This window comes from Thermosynechococcus sp. M98_K2018_005 (assembly GCF_015295825.1).
Lineage (GTDB): Bacteria > Cyanobacteriota > Cyanobacteriia > Thermosynechococcales > Thermosynechococcaceae > Thermosynechococcus.
Genome location: NZ_DVEH01000013.1, coordinates 1 through 13,533 on the forward strand (window position 1 = coordinate 1; position 13,533 = coordinate 13,533).

The following is a 13,533-nucleotide window of genomic DNA, read 5'->3' on the forward strand; positions in this document are numbered from 1 at the left end:
TATTGGGGCTGAGCAAAACTTGCTGACATCCAAACATGGTGAGTTTATGTAACAATTGTCTACACCATAGCACAGATAACTTTAATGGGGGCTACACCGCCAACGGCCCGCGTCTGCTTTTTGCTCCCTTAGCCACCACCCAACGCCTCTGCGGCCAAGAACCGCTTCAGCGTGTGGAAACCCAGATGCTACAGGGGCTGAGCCGCACCAACCGTTACCGCATTCAAGGCAATACGCTGCAACTCTTTGAGGACAATCGCCTGTTGTTGAGCTTTGAAGCGGGTGCGACGGAAAGTCCCCTCAGTGGCCGCTGGCAACTTCAGCGCCTAGCCAATCTGCCGCTGCCACCGCGCAATCCCATGGACACGGCGTTTATTGAGTTTGATAGCAACGCCCAGCGAGCAACGGGCTTTAGTGGCTGCAATAACTTTAACGGTGGCTATAGCATCAATGGCCAGCAATTGCGGTTTTTGGCAGTGGCGACAACGCGGCGCGCCTGTATTGGCCAACGGGCGCAAAGGATGGAGATGTCGTTTTTGCAGAGTCTGGAGCAAACGAACCGCTACCGCATTGAGGGAAATACATTGACGTTCTATGATGGCGATCGCCCCCTTGCGATGTTTCAGCGAACACCCTAGGGAAGATTTGCAATCTTTAGTGACTCTTCATGACCGAGAAACCTCGTCCCCGCAAAAAAAATCGCCCGACAGCGACCCGCCCTCCTCGTCCCCAGCGACGCACTCCAGCTCAACCAATTCGGAAAGCACCCCCAACCGCCCAGGATACCCCCGAACTCCTCTATGGCCGCCATGCCGTGCTCTCAGCCCTTGAAAGTGGCCGCCCCTGCAACCGTATCTGGGTGATTCCCTCGCTGCGCTACGATCCGCGTTTTCATCAACGCTTGAATGAAGCCAAACAGCAGGGGGTGATCATTGATACCGTGACCCCCGAACGCCTCGATCAACTGTGCCAGCGGGGACGACATCAGGGGATCGCCCTTCAGGTGGCTGCCTATAACTACTGGTCCCTTGAGGATCTCTTGGCTAAGGCCGCAACTGTCAATCAACCGGTACTCTTGGCTGCCGATGGTATTACGGATCCCCAAAATCTGGGTGCTATGATCCGCACCGCCGAGGCGCTCGGGATGCAGGGGGTGATTATTCCCCAACGACGGGCAGTGGGCATTACCGCAACGGTGGCCAAAGCAGCCGCAGGCGCCCTAGAGTATTTACCGGTGGCACGGGTAATCAACCTCAATCAAGCCCTTGAAACCCTGAAGGCGGCGGGCTATTGGATCTATGGCCTCTCGGAACGCGGCGCAGTGCCCCTACCGAAAATCACCTTCGATCGCCCCACGGTCTTTGTGGTGGGTAGTGAAGGGGAAGGGATTAGCCTGCAAACACAAAAGCACTGTGATGAAATTGTCGCCATTCCCTTGGCGGGGCGCACCAGTAGCCTCAATGCCTCAGTGGCGGTGGGCATTGCCCTCTACGAGATCAGTTGTCAGCGATCGCCCGCTTGGGATTTGACTCAGGAATCTCCAACCTAGGAAATAGTAGCCGCTGACCGCAGGGCAAAAATTTTATTGAGCACTTCCTCGACCACCTTATCGGGAGTGGAGGCACCGGAGGTAATGCCAATGGTGATTGGGCGATCGGGCAGCCAGTGTTCAGCCACGGTGAGATTCTGATGCAGGGGCTTGTGCTCAATGCGATTCCCCGGCCCAATGCGATCGGCAGAATCAATGTGGTAGGAAGGAATCCCATGTTCAATGGCAATTTCTTGAAGGTGGGTGGTATTCGAGGAGTTGAAGCCACCGATTACCACCATCAGATCTAAGGGTTCCTTGACCAAGTTCAGCATCGCATCTTGGCGTTCTTGGGTGGCATCGCAAATCGTGTTGAAGCTCATGAAGTGCTCATTGAGGCGATCGGGACCGTACTTTTGGATCATCGTGCGTTCAAACAATTTGCCGATTTGCTCTGTTTCGCCCTTGAGCATCGTTGTTTGATTGGCAATGCCGACCCGCACCAGATCGCGATCGGGGTCAAAGCCCACAGAACAGGCCTTGGCAAACTTGGCCATGAAGGCCTCGCGATCGCCCCCCTGGAGGATGTAATCGCAGACATAGCGGGCTTCTTCGAGGTTGAGCACAATCAAATAGGTTCCCGCAAAGGAACTGGTGGCGATCGTTTCCTCGTGGTTGTACTTACCGTGAATGATCGAGGTGAAGCTCACTTTTTTGTGCTTTTCAACACTGTGCCACACCTTCGACACCCACGGGCAGGTGGTATCGACTATTGTGCAGCCTCGCTCATTCAGCAGTTGCATTTCTTGGACACTGGCACCAAAGGCGGGCAAAATCACCACATCCCCTTGGCGCACCTCACTAAAGTCCTTTACCCCATTGACCACGGGGATAAATTCCACGGCCATTTGCCGCAGGCGCTCATTCACCGAGGGATTATGGATAATTTCATTCGTGATCCAGATACGCTCCGTAGGAAAGTGGGTGCGGGTTTCATAGGCCAAGGCAACGGCACGTTCTACCCCCCAACAAAAGCCAAAGGCCTCTGCCAAGCGAATCGTTACATCCCCCTCCTGCCAGCGATAGCCATTGGCGCGGATTTGCTGAATCAGAGAACTTTGATACTCCCCTTGGAGCTGCTGGTTCACTTCCTCACCGTGGCCAAAGCCTTTGCGGTGATAGTTTTCTGAACAGTGTAGCGATCGCTTGAATGCGCGGGTATCCATCATTTTTCCTCTGAAGCGGCCTGATGGTATTTTGACACACTCTACAGCGCAACCATGGGGCTCACTCCTCGTTGTGCCAACTCCTGTACCGTTTCTCGCGCCCAGCGATCGGCGGCCAAAATGTCCTCTAGGGTAGGGTTACTAATGTTTTGGGCAGAGTAGCGATCGCAGGTCATCTCAATCAGGCGGGGAATCTCAAGGAACGAAATCGCCTCGGCAATAAAGAGCGCCACCGCCTGTTCATTGGCAGCATTTAGGACTGCCGGCATGGCTCCCCCAGCGCGACCCGCAGCATAGGCCAGTCCCATACAGGGATACTTCTGGTGATCGGGCGATCGAAACGTCAAATCCCCCGCCTTCACAAGATCCAGCGCCGACCAATTCGTGGGAATTCGCTCTGGCCACGAGAGGGCATACAACAGTGGCAACCGCATATCTGGCCAACCCAACTGCGCCAGCACGGAGGTATCTTGCAACTCAATCAGCGAGTGAATAATGCTTTGGGGATGGATCACAATCTCGATATTGTCGTAGTCCATGCCAAAGAGGTAGTGGGCTTCAATCACCTCTAGGCCTTTATTCATCAGGGTTGCCGAGTCCACAGTAATTTTCGGTCCCATCGACCAGTTGGGGTGTTTGAGGGCATCCGCCACCGTCACTTGGGCGAGCTTCTCCACCGGCCAATCCCGAAAAGCGCCCCCGGAAGCCGTGAGAATAATTTTCCGCAGTCCTCCCTCGGGCACCCCCTGCAAACACTGAAAAATCGCCGAGTGCTCAGAATCAGCAGGCAAGAGCTTGACACCGTACTCCTGAAGCAGCGGCAAAACCACTGGCCCACCGGCAATCAGCGTTTCCTTATTGGCCAAGGCAATATCTTTGCCCGCTTTAATGGCGGTGATCGTCGGCACCAGACCCGCACAGCCAACAATGCCGGTTACCACAACATCGGCATCCCCATAGGCCGCTACCGTCGCGATACCGGCTTCCCCAGCCACCAGTTGCGGTTTTTGGGGCAGATCGGCCAATGCCGCCTCTAACTCCGGCAGTTGCTTGGGATCGGCAATACTGACAATCTCCGGCTGAAATTGGCGAATTTGCGGAATGAGTCGCTCCAAGTTGCGCCCGGCAGCAAGGCCAACGATACGAAAGCGATCGGGATATTGGGCAACAATGTCAAGGGTTTGGGTACCAATGGAGCCAGTAGAGCCAAGGAGATTGAGTGCCTTCACAGTGTTTGGGGGAGGGTCAGTGGACACCTTAATATCTACCGCAGGAGGGGACACAAGGCAAACCCATACCTATTCCGTTGAGAATAGCAACAGGCGTTTCTCTGGTCTTTCCCAGTCATGGTGTTACCCGTTTCCCAACTGGTGCAGCAACTCAATCATAAAAAGGCTGAATTTCTCAGCTATGACACTGCCTTGGCTCAGGTGCGACAGGCTTATCAACAGGCTCTAAAGACATGGCAGCAGCAAACCATTCCCGACATCACCGCTGCCATTGATCCGCAGATCACAGATTGGGGGGCACGTCCCCTTGAACCTTGGACTCAGGGGTGGCGCATTCCCTTGGGGGTACAGTGGCCCCATCGTCAGGCGGCGCGGCAGTGGGCAATGACTCAACTCATGGATGTTACCACTGTAGCGGTGGATGGCTCCCAGATTGTGCCCAGTGAAGAGCTGTTTTTGCCCGTGGGTGTGGTACAGGCGGGGTGGTTTCTCAATCCCCATCGGCGCGATCGCCCCTACACTAAGGAAATTGTCCTTGAACTGATTACACCAGCCGAACTGCGCCAAGCAGAAGAACAGTTGCGACAGCCGCAAATTTATCGCTTCCACGAACGCTATATCCACCTGCGCCGCTTTGAACTGGAACTAAAAACCCTACGGGAGCGCATGGCCGAGGTAACCGCACCCGCATTGCTATTGTTTGATGGCTCCTTTGTGGCCACGTTTGTCGAGTCCTATGCCCCCGAGTGGCAAGGGCGATATGTGGCAGCTCTGCGCCAGACCTTAGAGGCGAGTTTGCAGCAACGCATTCCAGTGGTCGCCTACATTGATAGCTCCCAAGCCCGAGATTTAGTCACCCTCTTGGGGCATCTGGATCATCTTGCCCCTAGTCCTCACCTCTCCGATGCCCAACTCTTGAACACTGTTTTGACCCAATGGGGCGATCGCTCCCCCTTGTTTATCTGCGATCGCGGCGGCATCCTTGAAAATTATGGTGCTTGGGCTAAGGACATTGGCTTTTGCTACCTCAAGGCGCATCAAGGCTATCCTGTGCGTCTAGAACTCCCCCTCTGGCTCTACAAAGCCGGCCTACTGGATCAGGTGATTGGCTGGCTCTGCGGCGAACTGATCACTGGTCAAGGCTATCCCTATGCCCTCGAAGCTGCCGATCAATTGGCCGTTCTCCAAGGGAGCGATCGCCAAGCCTTCCTTAAGCAATTGCAAGTCTGGGCAGAGGGCGTGGGCATGGAACTGCGCTTTAGTCGCAAATGGGTAAGTAAGCAGCAGCGGCGTTAGCTTTATTGGGGCGAATTTTGCAGCGCCTTCAGTGCCTGTTCCAATTCCCCTTGCGACCTTGGCATCCAGTCTTTGCCCCGCAATCGCCGCAACATTGCTAGGGCTTCCTCACGAGTTTGACCAGTATTTTGTTGGTGCCGTTGCCAAAAGTCGTCCCACCAGCCGGGGGGTTCCTGCTTGCTGCCTGTGTATTCTGTGGGGCGCCCCGTGTTGCCATCAATAACAAGGCTGCCCACATAATCGGCATTGCTATAGACCTTGGCAATTTGATCATTGATGTGGCGCATATCCTCGGCGGTAACAACGCCATTCTCGGTGGCTTTATAAAATTGCACCGTGACGCGGATCGGGAAGCGGGGATCCCGCTCGATGGGCAGGTGATCAATTTCGGTGAAGGGGCCTTCCACCTTGCCATAACTGATTACTGCCGCCTCAACATTGGAACGATTAGCGCTAGCGCTAGGTGCGGCCTCCATGAGCAGTGGCATTGAGAAGGATCGTGGCCGAGGGGCTTGCTTCAGGGGCACTTGGATCAGCATCACCATATTCATCCCCGCCGCTTCCGCTTGGGCAGAGGTGATCTTGCCACCGCCAGTTTTCACGCCAAAATCACTGGCGCGTTGTCCCACTAGGCTCGCCCGTTCGCCATTCTTGTTGAAAAACAGTCGCTGCCCCCACGTTTGCCCCGCTTCAAAGGCATCCCGCTTGTTGTCAATAACCGTGGCACTGGTGCCTTGGCGGGTGACAAGAATCGCTAAAACCGCTGGATTTTTTTCGTAGCTCTGGTAGTTAAAGAGGACGGGATTAAAGGTGGCCTCCCCTTGGGGGGGAATGGGTAGGAAACAGGCTTGGGCACTCACGAGGACATGGCTATCGCGATCGGCTAAAAGGGAGCGACGATTTCCTGCCCACGATCGCGGGTTGTGGAGATAGTTGCGGAAGTTACCAAGAAATTCCTTGAGGTTGACCCGTTGGAGTGGCTTGCCCTTTTCATTGCCCACAAGGATAAAGAAGCGCTCAAGGGGAATATCCGCTGTGCGATCGCTAAAGTTGGGAAAGCGAATCACTGGCATCAGACTCAGTTCATAGCGCTTGGTGCGGGGGTTGTACTGTTGGATTTGAATCGTCATGTCACTGATATTGGGCCCCACAGCGGAGTTGTGGTAGCGGGCCGTGTCTTCCCATGTAATGTCGAGAATATTCAGACCATACTGCTGAGCCAATCGCTGTGCCTCCGAGTTGTGGATCATGCTGCGGGTGCGCTCAATCACTTGGTTATAGCGATCGTAGTCGGCCACAGAAACGCGCGGTTGGGGTTTAGGGGGTGGCATGGGGGTCGATTCAATCCCCCAAGTGGGTTGACCTTGGGCAGAGGACATAAAACTTTCTTCTTGGGAGAGCACCCTCCCCAGTAAAAGGGTACCGAGAGCCAGCACACCAATAAGGCTAAGGGAGAGCTTGAGGGGTACAGCCATAGCACTGTTCTGAATCCTACCCTCTAGCCTAGTCAAGGAGACTGAAAATCCTGCCATGGTTTCACTTTTTGCAACAGAGTTTTAGGATCAAAAAGCATCCTTGCCCGTAAATTGCCTGTGTTATCCGCTGCTGAAATTCGCGATCGCGCCACCCACCTCAAATCAACGCTGCCTCCCCATGTCCGCCTGATTGCCGTGAGTAAGTTTATGCCAGCGGCCGCTATTCGTGCGGCCTACGAGGCCGGCATTCGGGATTTCGGGGAAAGTCGCGTGCAGGAAGCAGCCAGCAAACGCGCTGAATTGGCTGACCTCACGGATATTACCTGGCACCTGATTGGTCACCTACAAACCAATAAAGTGCGGCAGGCACTGCAACTCTTTGACTGGATTCACACCGTTGACCGCTGGAAGTTGGCCGAGCGCATCAATGCCATTCTCAAGGAAGCCGACGCCCCCAGTCCCCACTGTCTATTGCAGGTGAAGCTCCGCCCCGACCCCCAAAAACACGGCTGGGAAAGATCGGAACTGGAAGCAGCCCTGCCCCAAATCGATGCCCTCTCCCATCTGCGCTGCTGTGGCCTGATGACGATTCTGCCCTTGGGGTTGCTCCCCTCAGAACAATTGCAGGTCTTTCAAGAATTGCGGGCTTGGGGTGAGGAACTTCGTACAAAACCGTGGCAGCAGCTTCAGTGGCAGGAGTATTCGATGGGCATGACCCAAGACTATTCCCTTGCGGTGCAAGCCGGGGCAACCATGGTGCGCATTGGCACGGCTATTTTTGGCGATCGCCAATCAGTGCTAGAAGTTCACCACGAGTAATGCCCTTGGAAGGGGTTGGTTCGGGAATCATCTCTATAACTATTTCGAAAGGGAGTGAGATATTTCTAAGAGGGATAGGCTATACTCCAAGAGTCATGAATATCACTCAAGAACATGAGCTATTTCCTCCCTGGAGATTGTGCAGTTTGGGAGGTAGCTAATTCTTGAGCCAACAGTTGCTGGTAAATCTCTTCGAGGTGGGGCGTGATCAGGTTGCTTTCAATGCCGTAGCCCAGACTTGTCCATGTATCCGACAGTAGGGCAAAAACTTCCTGTACTCGACCTTCCCGCAACAGTTGGGGAATATCGGCATCCCAAGCAGCAGCATCTGTGAGCCAGCGATAGACCACCTGATCTTGATACTCTGGGGCAAAGCTATAGTCCTGCCAAAACCAACTCGGCGGTTGGGGATGATAGCGGGCGGCTTTTTCTTCCCAAGTGGTGGTGAGAAATTGATAGCGGCCTGCGGCAGTGGTACATAGGTGCTGATTGGGGCCTCGGCGAATGGGAATACAGCGATTGGGATGCTGGCTGAGGTCTTGGATGTGCTCACCACCATAGAGCAGCGTGTAGGGATTGGCGTCATTGGCCTCACTGGCAGAAATAGTGCGCATCAGTGCCCGTACATAGGGATCACCCCCCTGCATGACTAAGGGGGCAATTTGGCCCGGTTGCCAGCGGTACCAGTACCACCGGAAGGCACTTGAACGCAACCCAAAAAAGAAATAGCCCATGCCCACCAGAAGAGCGATCGCCAGCAACCATCGAGAAAAACGCACCAACTGATCCTCACACCGCCGCAACTGAGCGGAATAACTCTGGATAGGCCACAGGGGTCTGACCGGGACGGCTCACCACTTCAAAGATTTTATTGTAGGCACTTGGCTCGCCCAAGGCTGCCACACAGATTTCCGCCACCCGCGATCGCGCGATACTCCCCTCAAAGAGGGTATCTGCGGGGGCAATGATCGGAAAGCCACCGTCATCGGTTTCCTTCAGACCCCCCGGCCGCACAATCGTGTAAGTTAGGCCGCTTTCTTGAAGATAACGTTCTGCCTGCTGCTTCCAATACAAAATCAGCCAAAAAAGATTCAGGGGATGGAAAAATTGCGAGACACACAGCGACGACACGAGAATAAACTGCTGCACATCGGCAACTTTGGCAGCATCCACTAGATTTTTGGTGCCGAGATAGTCCACACTTAGGGGTTCCAAGGGGTTGAGGCTGGGGCTGGCTCCCGTGGCACAAATCACGGTGTCACAATCTTGCAGCGCCGGCGGTAACGTTTGCGGTTGGGTGACATCAGCAGTGCGAATTTCCACCGTTGGCCAGCGCCCTTGGGCTTTGGCGGGATTGCGCACAACAGCAATCGCCTGATGCTCAGACGCTTGTAGGGCACTAACAATGCGATGACCTGTGCGACCTGTGGCACCAACGACTGCAACCTTCACAGCACGTCCCTCCGATGGCAACGCCTTTGATCATAGGGGAATATCCCAGTCTGCTTCATCCTCTGGGGGAATGTCCTTGGGGGGCGGTGGCGTCAGAATGCGGTATTCGGCATCCACCACCTGAGCGGGGGGGGGTGGTGCTTTGGCAGTTGCTTTGCGGGAAGGACGATATTGGTACGAGTAGGTCGTGCGGGGGCGATCTTGAATCTCTGGTTCGCGGGGGGCTGGCTCAGGCTCGCTAAACCAATCCTCAACATCCCTGGTATCGATCTCTGGTTCATCCTCCGGCGGACGCATCGAGGGATCAGGCTCAAGAGGTTGCGATCGCGGGGTTGGCCGCGCTACGGGCGCTGGCGCTTCTGCGGTTAGCCAAAGTAAACACTGCCCCGCCACAATCCCTGAGAGGGCTGCCACCACAATCCAAGCGGCAAGGGGCAGCGCCGGGGTTTGCTGTCCCAAAAAACGCAGGGAGACTACCGGCTGCCAATTTTGAACGACCAGTGTAGTCAGCAGGGCGATCGCCCCCAGATAAATCCAAGCGCGCATTAGGAAAGGGGTCCTTGCCAACGTCGCAGAGGCACACAATCCAACCCTAACTGATCAAGGGCACGGGCGATCACAAAATCCACTAAGTCCTCAATGGTCTGCGGCCGGTGGTACCAGGCAGGGATGGCGGGTACAATTCGTGCTCCTGCCATTGCCAATTGGGTCAGGTTTTGCAGGTGAATGAGACTAAAAGGCGTTTCGCGGGGCACCAAGACCAATGGACGATGTTCCTTGAGGTGGACATCCGCTACCCGCTCTAAGAGATCTGAACTCAGGCCTGCCGCCAACTTAGCAACTGTACTCATACTACAGGGGAGAATCACCATGCCCAAGGTGCGAAAGGAACCGCTGGCGATCGCGGCTGCCACATCCGTTGGCCGATGACAGGTCAGCGAACCTTCCCAGACTTGCGCCTGTTCGCGCCAAAAGAATTCCTGCTTATCGGGCTGAATCGGCAGGGTGAGGCCATATTCTGCCTGCCACACCTGATGCACGGCCTTTGATGCCACTAGTTGAATAGGATAGTTTGCTTGTAATAGAAATTTAATGGCACGCACTGCGTAAATCAGACCAGAGGCACCCGTTACACCCAAAACAATTGGCAAAGAAGAGGAGGTCACAACCGCGATCACCAAACCAAACCGTTATAAGGTTAACAAAGTTAGGGCAACTGCCCCCTGTACTGCAATCCCGCCCAACGGGACTTGGTAAATGTCCATGACAGCTCCTGATCCTGCATTTTCTTCCCCCAGTGAGTGGGCAGCCGTCTCTCCCGAAGTGCTCGGGGAGTTATTTGATGCGGCGTTGTTGGAGGGACTCGTGAGTAGTGAACCCCCAGACTTAGAAGCACTGTTTCAGGATTTGACTCCCCTCGATCTCAAACCAGCAGCGGGGGCGATCGCCCCCGAACAGTGGCAACAACTCCAAGTTCAGCACCAGCAAATTACCCAGCACCTTGAGGAAACCCTGACGTACCTTGCCAAGGTGAAAGCATTGGCCTACCAACTTCAAGCTGTGGCCAGCGAGTTTGTGCCCACCCCCAAGTATCGCCGCCGCCAACCGCCCCCTCCCCATCCCTTGGAATATCTCACGGCTGAACTCCTGCGGGCGATCGCCCACACCCAAGCCAGTTTAGAACCCGTTTATGAACCCCTCCATCAATTAGGACAAACCCTCAACGGTACCTCGACGCCACGGATTAGCGAATTTCCCTTAGAGCCTTAGGGAGGAGACAGACGCGGTGAGCCTCATTGCGGTTCACTGCTGGGAGGGGTAGGCATTTGCTCAGGCCTGGGCAGGCTTTCTGGGGTGGGTCGGGGAACTGGACTTAAATTGGGTTCCGGGGTGGGCGTTGGTGGCAGTTCAGGCTTCGCCGTGGGTGCTTTGACCGCCAGTTGCAGCAGTTCCGGCACAGTGACAAAGCGATAACCTTTTTGCCGCAGGCGACGAATCAGCGTGGGGAGAGCTTTGCGGGTAGTGGTGCGATCGCCACCGCCATCGTGGAGCAAAACAATGCCGCCCGCTTTGACTTCCCTGAGGGTGCGCTCAACAATATCCGCCGCTGTGGTGTTGGGTCGAGTGTCATGGGTCTCCACCGACCACATGATGATGGCGTAGTTTTTCGACTTGGCATAATCCACTAGACCCGTGGTCAACTTGCCCGCCGGTGGGCGGAAAAGGCGTGTTTGCGCTTGGCTTTGCTTAGCAATGAGCGCAGAGGTGTTTTCAATTTCTTGCTTGGCTACTTCAGGGTCAACGGGCTTATAGGGATGACTCCAACTGTGGTTGCCAACAGCATGGCCCGCTTTGACAATGTCAGCAATGACATCGGGGTACATGAGGGCGTGCTTGCCAAGAACAAAAAATGTGGCCTTGACATCCTCCTCCTTGAGGATTTGCAGCACTTGGCGGGTTGAGGTTCCCCAAGGGCCATCATCAAAGGTCAGCGCCACCACTTTTTCGGGCTTCAGGGGTTTGACTTGATAGACCAACTGCCCCCAAAACTTGCTAGGACTGAGAAAGCGCGGCACATCCGCTGCCAGCATTGCCGATGCGGCAAACAAGGCCAAGACCACCGACAGGTGCCACTGCCGTCCCATGGATGCTCCTTGAGTGATGGTGAGTTAGGGGGCGATCGACGTTGGCTCCTTCAGCAGTGGAAATCCTAGGGCTTCCCGTTGTTGGACATAGGCTTGGGCGACGCGCCGTGCCAATCCACGAATGCGACCGATATAGCGAGTGCGCTCTGCCACCGAAATCACGCCACGGGCATCCAGCAGGTTAAAGGTGTGGGAACACTTGAGCACATAATCCAAGCTGGGCAGTACCAACTGCTTTTCCAGAAGCTGCTCCGCCTCCTGCTGGTAGAGACTAAAAAGGGTGAACAATCGTTCCGGGTCAGAGGCTTCAAAGTTGTACGTGGATTGCTCGATTTCCCCTTGGAGATGGACATCGCCATAGGTGAGGGTGGAGTTCCAGCGGATACTGGCGATCGCGTCCACCTCTTGGAGGTACATTGTCAAGCGCTCCAAACCATAGGTAATCTCAATGGACACCGGCCGACAATCCAGACCACCACACTGCTGGAAATAGGTAAACTGCGTAACCTCCATACCATCGAGCCAGACCTCCCAGCCCACACCCCACGCGCCAACAGCCGCATCCTCCCAGTTGTCTTCAACAAAGCGAATGTCATGCTCTTGGGGGCGAATGCCAAGGGCGCGCAGCGACTCCAAATAGATCTCTTGGATATTGTCAGGAGAGGGCTTAATCAGCACTTGGTACTGGTAGTAGTACTGATAGCGGTTGGGATTCTCCCCATAGCGGCCATCTCCGGGTCGCCGACAGGGTTCGACATAGGCCACTGCCCAAGGTTCAGGGCCGAGGGCACGCAAAAAGGTATGGGGGCTTTTGGTACCGGCGCCCTTTTCCACGTCGTAGGGCTGGGCAATCAGGCATCCCTGAGCCGCCCAAAATTGGTGCAGTGTGGCAATAACGTCCTGAAAGTACATGGGCTTAGATGTGGATGCCGCACTCGGTTTTGCCCATGCCACGCCAGCGCCCCGCCCGTTCGTCTTCCCCTTCGGCTACAGGGGTGGTGAGGGGTTCATCGCCAATGCTGGCATAGCCACGATCGTGGAGGGGATTGTAAATCACGCCGTGCTCCATCACGTAGGCCCAGGTTTGTTTGCGTGTCCAAGCAGCAAGGGGATTAATTTTCAGACGCCCCTCTTTGTCCAGTTCCACGTAGGGCATATTGGCGCGGGTAACCGCCTGATCCCGACGCCGTCCGGTAATCCAAGCCACAGTATTCAGTTCCGCCAAGCCCCGTTGGAGCGGTTCAATTTTGGTGAGATGGTGAAACTGCTCAACATTGGTTTCCCAAAGCTTATCGCCATAGCGAGCAGCAAAGGCCTCACGGCTGTCCACATCGGGGGCTTTGTAGGTGCGCAAATCCAGACCGTATTTTTCCTGAGCCTGCTGCACAAATTCAAGGGTTTCTGGAAAGTGATGCAGTGTATCCAAAAAGAGAACGGGCACTGGCGGATTGGCGCGCAGATCACGGTAGAGCAAATCCGTAATCATCATGTCATCGACATTAAAGGCACTGGTCTGCACCAGCCCTTGGGGAATTTCAGCCACTGCCCACGCTAGAATTTCGCGGGGATGTGCCCCCTCAAAGCGTTGGTTCAGGGCATCGAGGTCAAAGCTTACGGATGCAGCCATAGGAGGTTTTAGTACGGTTTTAGAAAGCATCCTTTAGCTTACCAAAGAATTGGGTCTAAAGCCCCGCCCTGGCGATCGCCCCCCTTCCAACAATTTCTCCAACCTTGACGCTAGCGAGGCATTGGGTACCCTTCAATCCAAGTCATACCAGCAATGACGGCGGAAGTGATTCATTCTTTGACGGGCTGGTTGTTCATTACACAGCCTTTATTCAGGCTATCTTCAAATTGAATTCG

At 55.0% G+C, this 13,533-nt stretch carries 15 protein-coding genes; 5 read left to right on the plus strand and 10 right to left on the minus strand.

Features of this window, described 5'->3' with window-relative positions; translation table 11 throughout:
- Positions 1 to 35: 35 nt before the first annotated feature.
- Both IGQ15_RS01720 and rlmB read left to right on the plus strand, forming a co-directional pair.
- Positions 36 to 638 carry an META domain-containing protein gene (locus tag IGQ15_RS01720; RefSeq protein ID WP_297048055.1) on the plus strand — a complete coding sequence of 201 codons (603 nt, stop codon included), beginning with the start codon at positions 36 to 38 and terminating at the stop codon, positions 636 to 638.
- A 29-nt stretch (positions 639 to 667) separates the two neighbouring features.
- A complete protein-coding gene (rlmB, locus tag IGQ15_RS01725; RefSeq protein ID WP_297048057.1) occupies positions 668 to 1,549 on the plus strand; it encodes a 23S rRNA (guanosine(2251)-2'-O)-methyltransferase RlmB in 882 nt (293 codons plus the stop codon).
- On the opposite strand, the gene IGQ15_RS01730 is transcribed toward rlmB, so the two are convergent.
- Positions 1,546 to 2,754 (minus strand): 4-hydroxy-3-methylbut-2-enyl diphosphate reductase, encoded by a 1,209-nt coding sequence (locus IGQ15_RS01730; RefSeq protein WP_297048059.1) that lies wholly within the window; start codon positions 2,752 to 2,754, stop codon positions 1,546 to 1,548. The two genes, rlmB and IGQ15_RS01730, sit on opposite strands and share 4 nt — an antisense overlap.
- Before the next feature lie 41 nt (positions 2,755 to 2,795).
- A complete protein-coding gene (gene dxr, locus IGQ15_RS01735) occupies positions 2,796 to 3,983 on the minus strand; it encodes a 1-deoxy-D-xylulose-5-phosphate reductoisomerase (protein WP_297048080.1) in 1,188 nt (395 codons plus the stop codon).
- 117 nt (positions 3,984 to 4,100) lie between these two features.
- Between dxr and IGQ15_RS01740 the strand changes: the two genes are divergently transcribed.
- The gene (locus IGQ15_RS01740; protein ID WP_297048062.1) at positions 4,101 to 5,279 is read left to right on the plus strand and encodes a DNA double-strand break repair nuclease NurA; all 1,179 of its coding nucleotides are present in this window, start codon (positions 4,101 to 4,103) and stop codon (positions 5,277 to 5,279) included.
- A gap of 2 nt (positions 5,280 to 5,281) precedes the next feature.
- Here the strand turns inward: IGQ15_RS01740 and IGQ15_RS01745 are convergent, their stop codons facing one another.
- Positions 5,282 to 6,754, minus strand: coding sequence for a hypothetical protein (locus IGQ15_RS01745; protein WP_297048064.1), 1,473 nt, complete (start codon positions 6,752 to 6,754; stop codon positions 5,282 to 5,284).
- A 117-nt stretch (positions 6,755 to 6,871) separates the two neighbouring features.
- Between IGQ15_RS01745 and IGQ15_RS01750 the strand changes: the two genes are divergently transcribed.
- Positions 6,872 to 7,573 (plus strand): YggS family pyridoxal phosphate-dependent enzyme, encoded by a 702-nt coding sequence (locus IGQ15_RS01750; protein ID WP_297048082.1) that lies wholly within the window; start codon positions 6,872 to 6,874, stop codon positions 7,571 to 7,573.
- A gap of 119 nt (positions 7,574 to 7,692) precedes the next feature.
- Here the strand turns inward: IGQ15_RS01750 and IGQ15_RS01755 are convergent, their stop codons facing one another.
- Genes IGQ15_RS01755 through IGQ15_RS01770 form a run of 4 tightly spaced genes read right to left on the minus strand, consistent with a single transcriptional unit; the run spans position 7,693 to position 10,191 of the window.
- Positions 7,693 to 8,352 carry a glycoside hydrolase family protein gene (locus IGQ15_RS01755; RefSeq protein ID WP_297048065.1) on the minus strand — a complete coding sequence of 220 codons (660 nt, stop codon included), beginning with the start codon at positions 8,350 to 8,352 and terminating at the stop codon, positions 7,693 to 7,695.
- A 10-nt stretch (positions 8,353 to 8,362) separates the two neighbouring features.
- On the minus strand, positions 8,363 to 9,025 hold the full coding sequence (locus IGQ15_RS01760) for an SDR family oxidoreductase (protein WP_297048067.1): 663 nt from the start codon (positions 9,023 to 9,025) through the stop codon (positions 8,363 to 8,365).
- Positions 9,026 to 9,055: 30 nt separating this feature from the next.
- Positions 9,056 to 9,571: a hypothetical protein gene (locus IGQ15_RS01765; protein WP_297048069.1), complete on the minus strand. Its 516-nt coding sequence runs from the start codon at positions 9,569 to 9,571 to the stop codon at positions 9,056 to 9,058.
- Positions 9,571 to 10,191 carry a flavin prenyltransferase UbiX gene (locus IGQ15_RS01770; protein ID WP_297048071.1) on the minus strand — a complete coding sequence of 207 codons (621 nt, stop codon included), beginning with the start codon at positions 10,189 to 10,191 and terminating at the stop codon, positions 9,571 to 9,573. The genes IGQ15_RS01765 and IGQ15_RS01770 overlap by 1 nt, the downstream gene beginning before the upstream one ends.
- A 91-nt stretch (positions 10,192 to 10,282) precedes the next feature.
- Here IGQ15_RS01770 and IGQ15_RS01775 point away from each other — a divergent pair, with 91 nt between their 5' ends.
- Positions 10,283 to 10,795 carry a hypothetical protein gene (locus tag IGQ15_RS01775; protein ID WP_297048073.1) on the plus strand — a complete coding sequence of 171 codons (513 nt, stop codon included), beginning with the start codon at positions 10,283 to 10,285 and terminating at the stop codon, positions 10,793 to 10,795.
- 23 nt (positions 10,796 to 10,818) lie between these two features.
- Here the strand turns inward: IGQ15_RS01775 and IGQ15_RS01780 are convergent, their stop codons facing one another.
- From IGQ15_RS01780 to cysH, 3 genes are read right to left on the minus strand one after another with little or no spacing between them, the layout of a single operon-like run.
- Positions 10,819 to 11,670, minus strand: a complete 852-nt coding sequence (locus tag IGQ15_RS01780; protein ID WP_297048075.1) for a polysaccharide deacetylase family protein — start codon at positions 11,668 to 11,670, stop codon at positions 10,819 to 10,821.
- Between the two features lie 24 nt (positions 11,671 to 11,694).
- On the minus strand, positions 11,695 to 12,582 hold the full coding sequence (gene glyQ / locus IGQ15_RS01785) for a glycine--tRNA ligase subunit alpha (protein WP_297048084.1): 888 nt from the start codon (positions 12,580 to 12,582) through the stop codon (positions 11,695 to 11,697).
- A gap of 4 nt (positions 12,583 to 12,586) precedes the next feature.
- Positions 12,587 to 13,327: a phosphoadenosine phosphosulfate reductase gene (cysH, locus tag IGQ15_RS01790; protein ID WP_363315759.1), complete on the minus strand. Its 741-nt coding sequence runs from the start codon at positions 13,325 to 13,327 to the stop codon at positions 12,587 to 12,589.
- Between the last annotated feature and the right edge of the window lie 206 nt (positions 13,328 to 13,533).

Bases quoted from the DNA above. Each gene is read 5' to 3' on its own strand.
- IGQ15_RS01720 (WP_297048055.1), top strand. From the start codon at position 36: ATGGTGAGTTTATGTAACAATTGTCTACACCATAGCACAGATAACTTT.
- rlmB (WP_297048057.1), top strand. From the start codon at position 668: ATGACCGAGAAACCTCGTCCCCGCAAAAAAAATCGCCCGACAGCGACC.
- IGQ15_RS01730 (WP_297048059.1), bottom strand. From the start codon at position 2,754: ATGGATACCCGCGCATTCAAGCGATCGCTACACTGTTCAGAAAACTAT.
- IGQ15_RS01740 (WP_297048062.1), top strand. From the start codon at position 4,101: ATGGTGTTACCCGTTTCCCAACTGGTGCAGCAACTCAATCATAAAAAG.
- IGQ15_RS01745 (WP_297048064.1), bottom strand. From the start codon at position 6,754: ATGGCTGTACCCCTCAAGCTCTCCCTTAGCCTTATTGGTGTGCTGGCT.
- IGQ15_RS01765 (WP_297048069.1), bottom strand. From the start codon at position 9,571: ATGCGCGCTTGGATTTATCTGGGGGCGATCGCCCTGCTGACTACACTG.
- IGQ15_RS01775 (WP_297048073.1), top strand. From the start codon at position 10,283: ATGTCCATGACAGCTCCTGATCCTGCATTTTCTTCCCCCAGTGAGTGG.
- IGQ15_RS01780 (WP_297048075.1), bottom strand. From the start codon at position 11,670: ATGGGACGGCAGTGGCACCTGTCGGTGGTCTTGGCCTTGTTTGCCGCA.
- glyQ (WP_297048084.1), bottom strand. From the start codon at position 12,582: ATGTACTTTCAGGACGTTATTGCCACACTGCACCAATTTTGGGCGGCT.
- cysH (WP_363315759.1), bottom strand. From the start codon at position 13,327: ATGCTTTCTAAAACCGTACTAAAACCTCCTATGGCTGCATCCGTAAGC.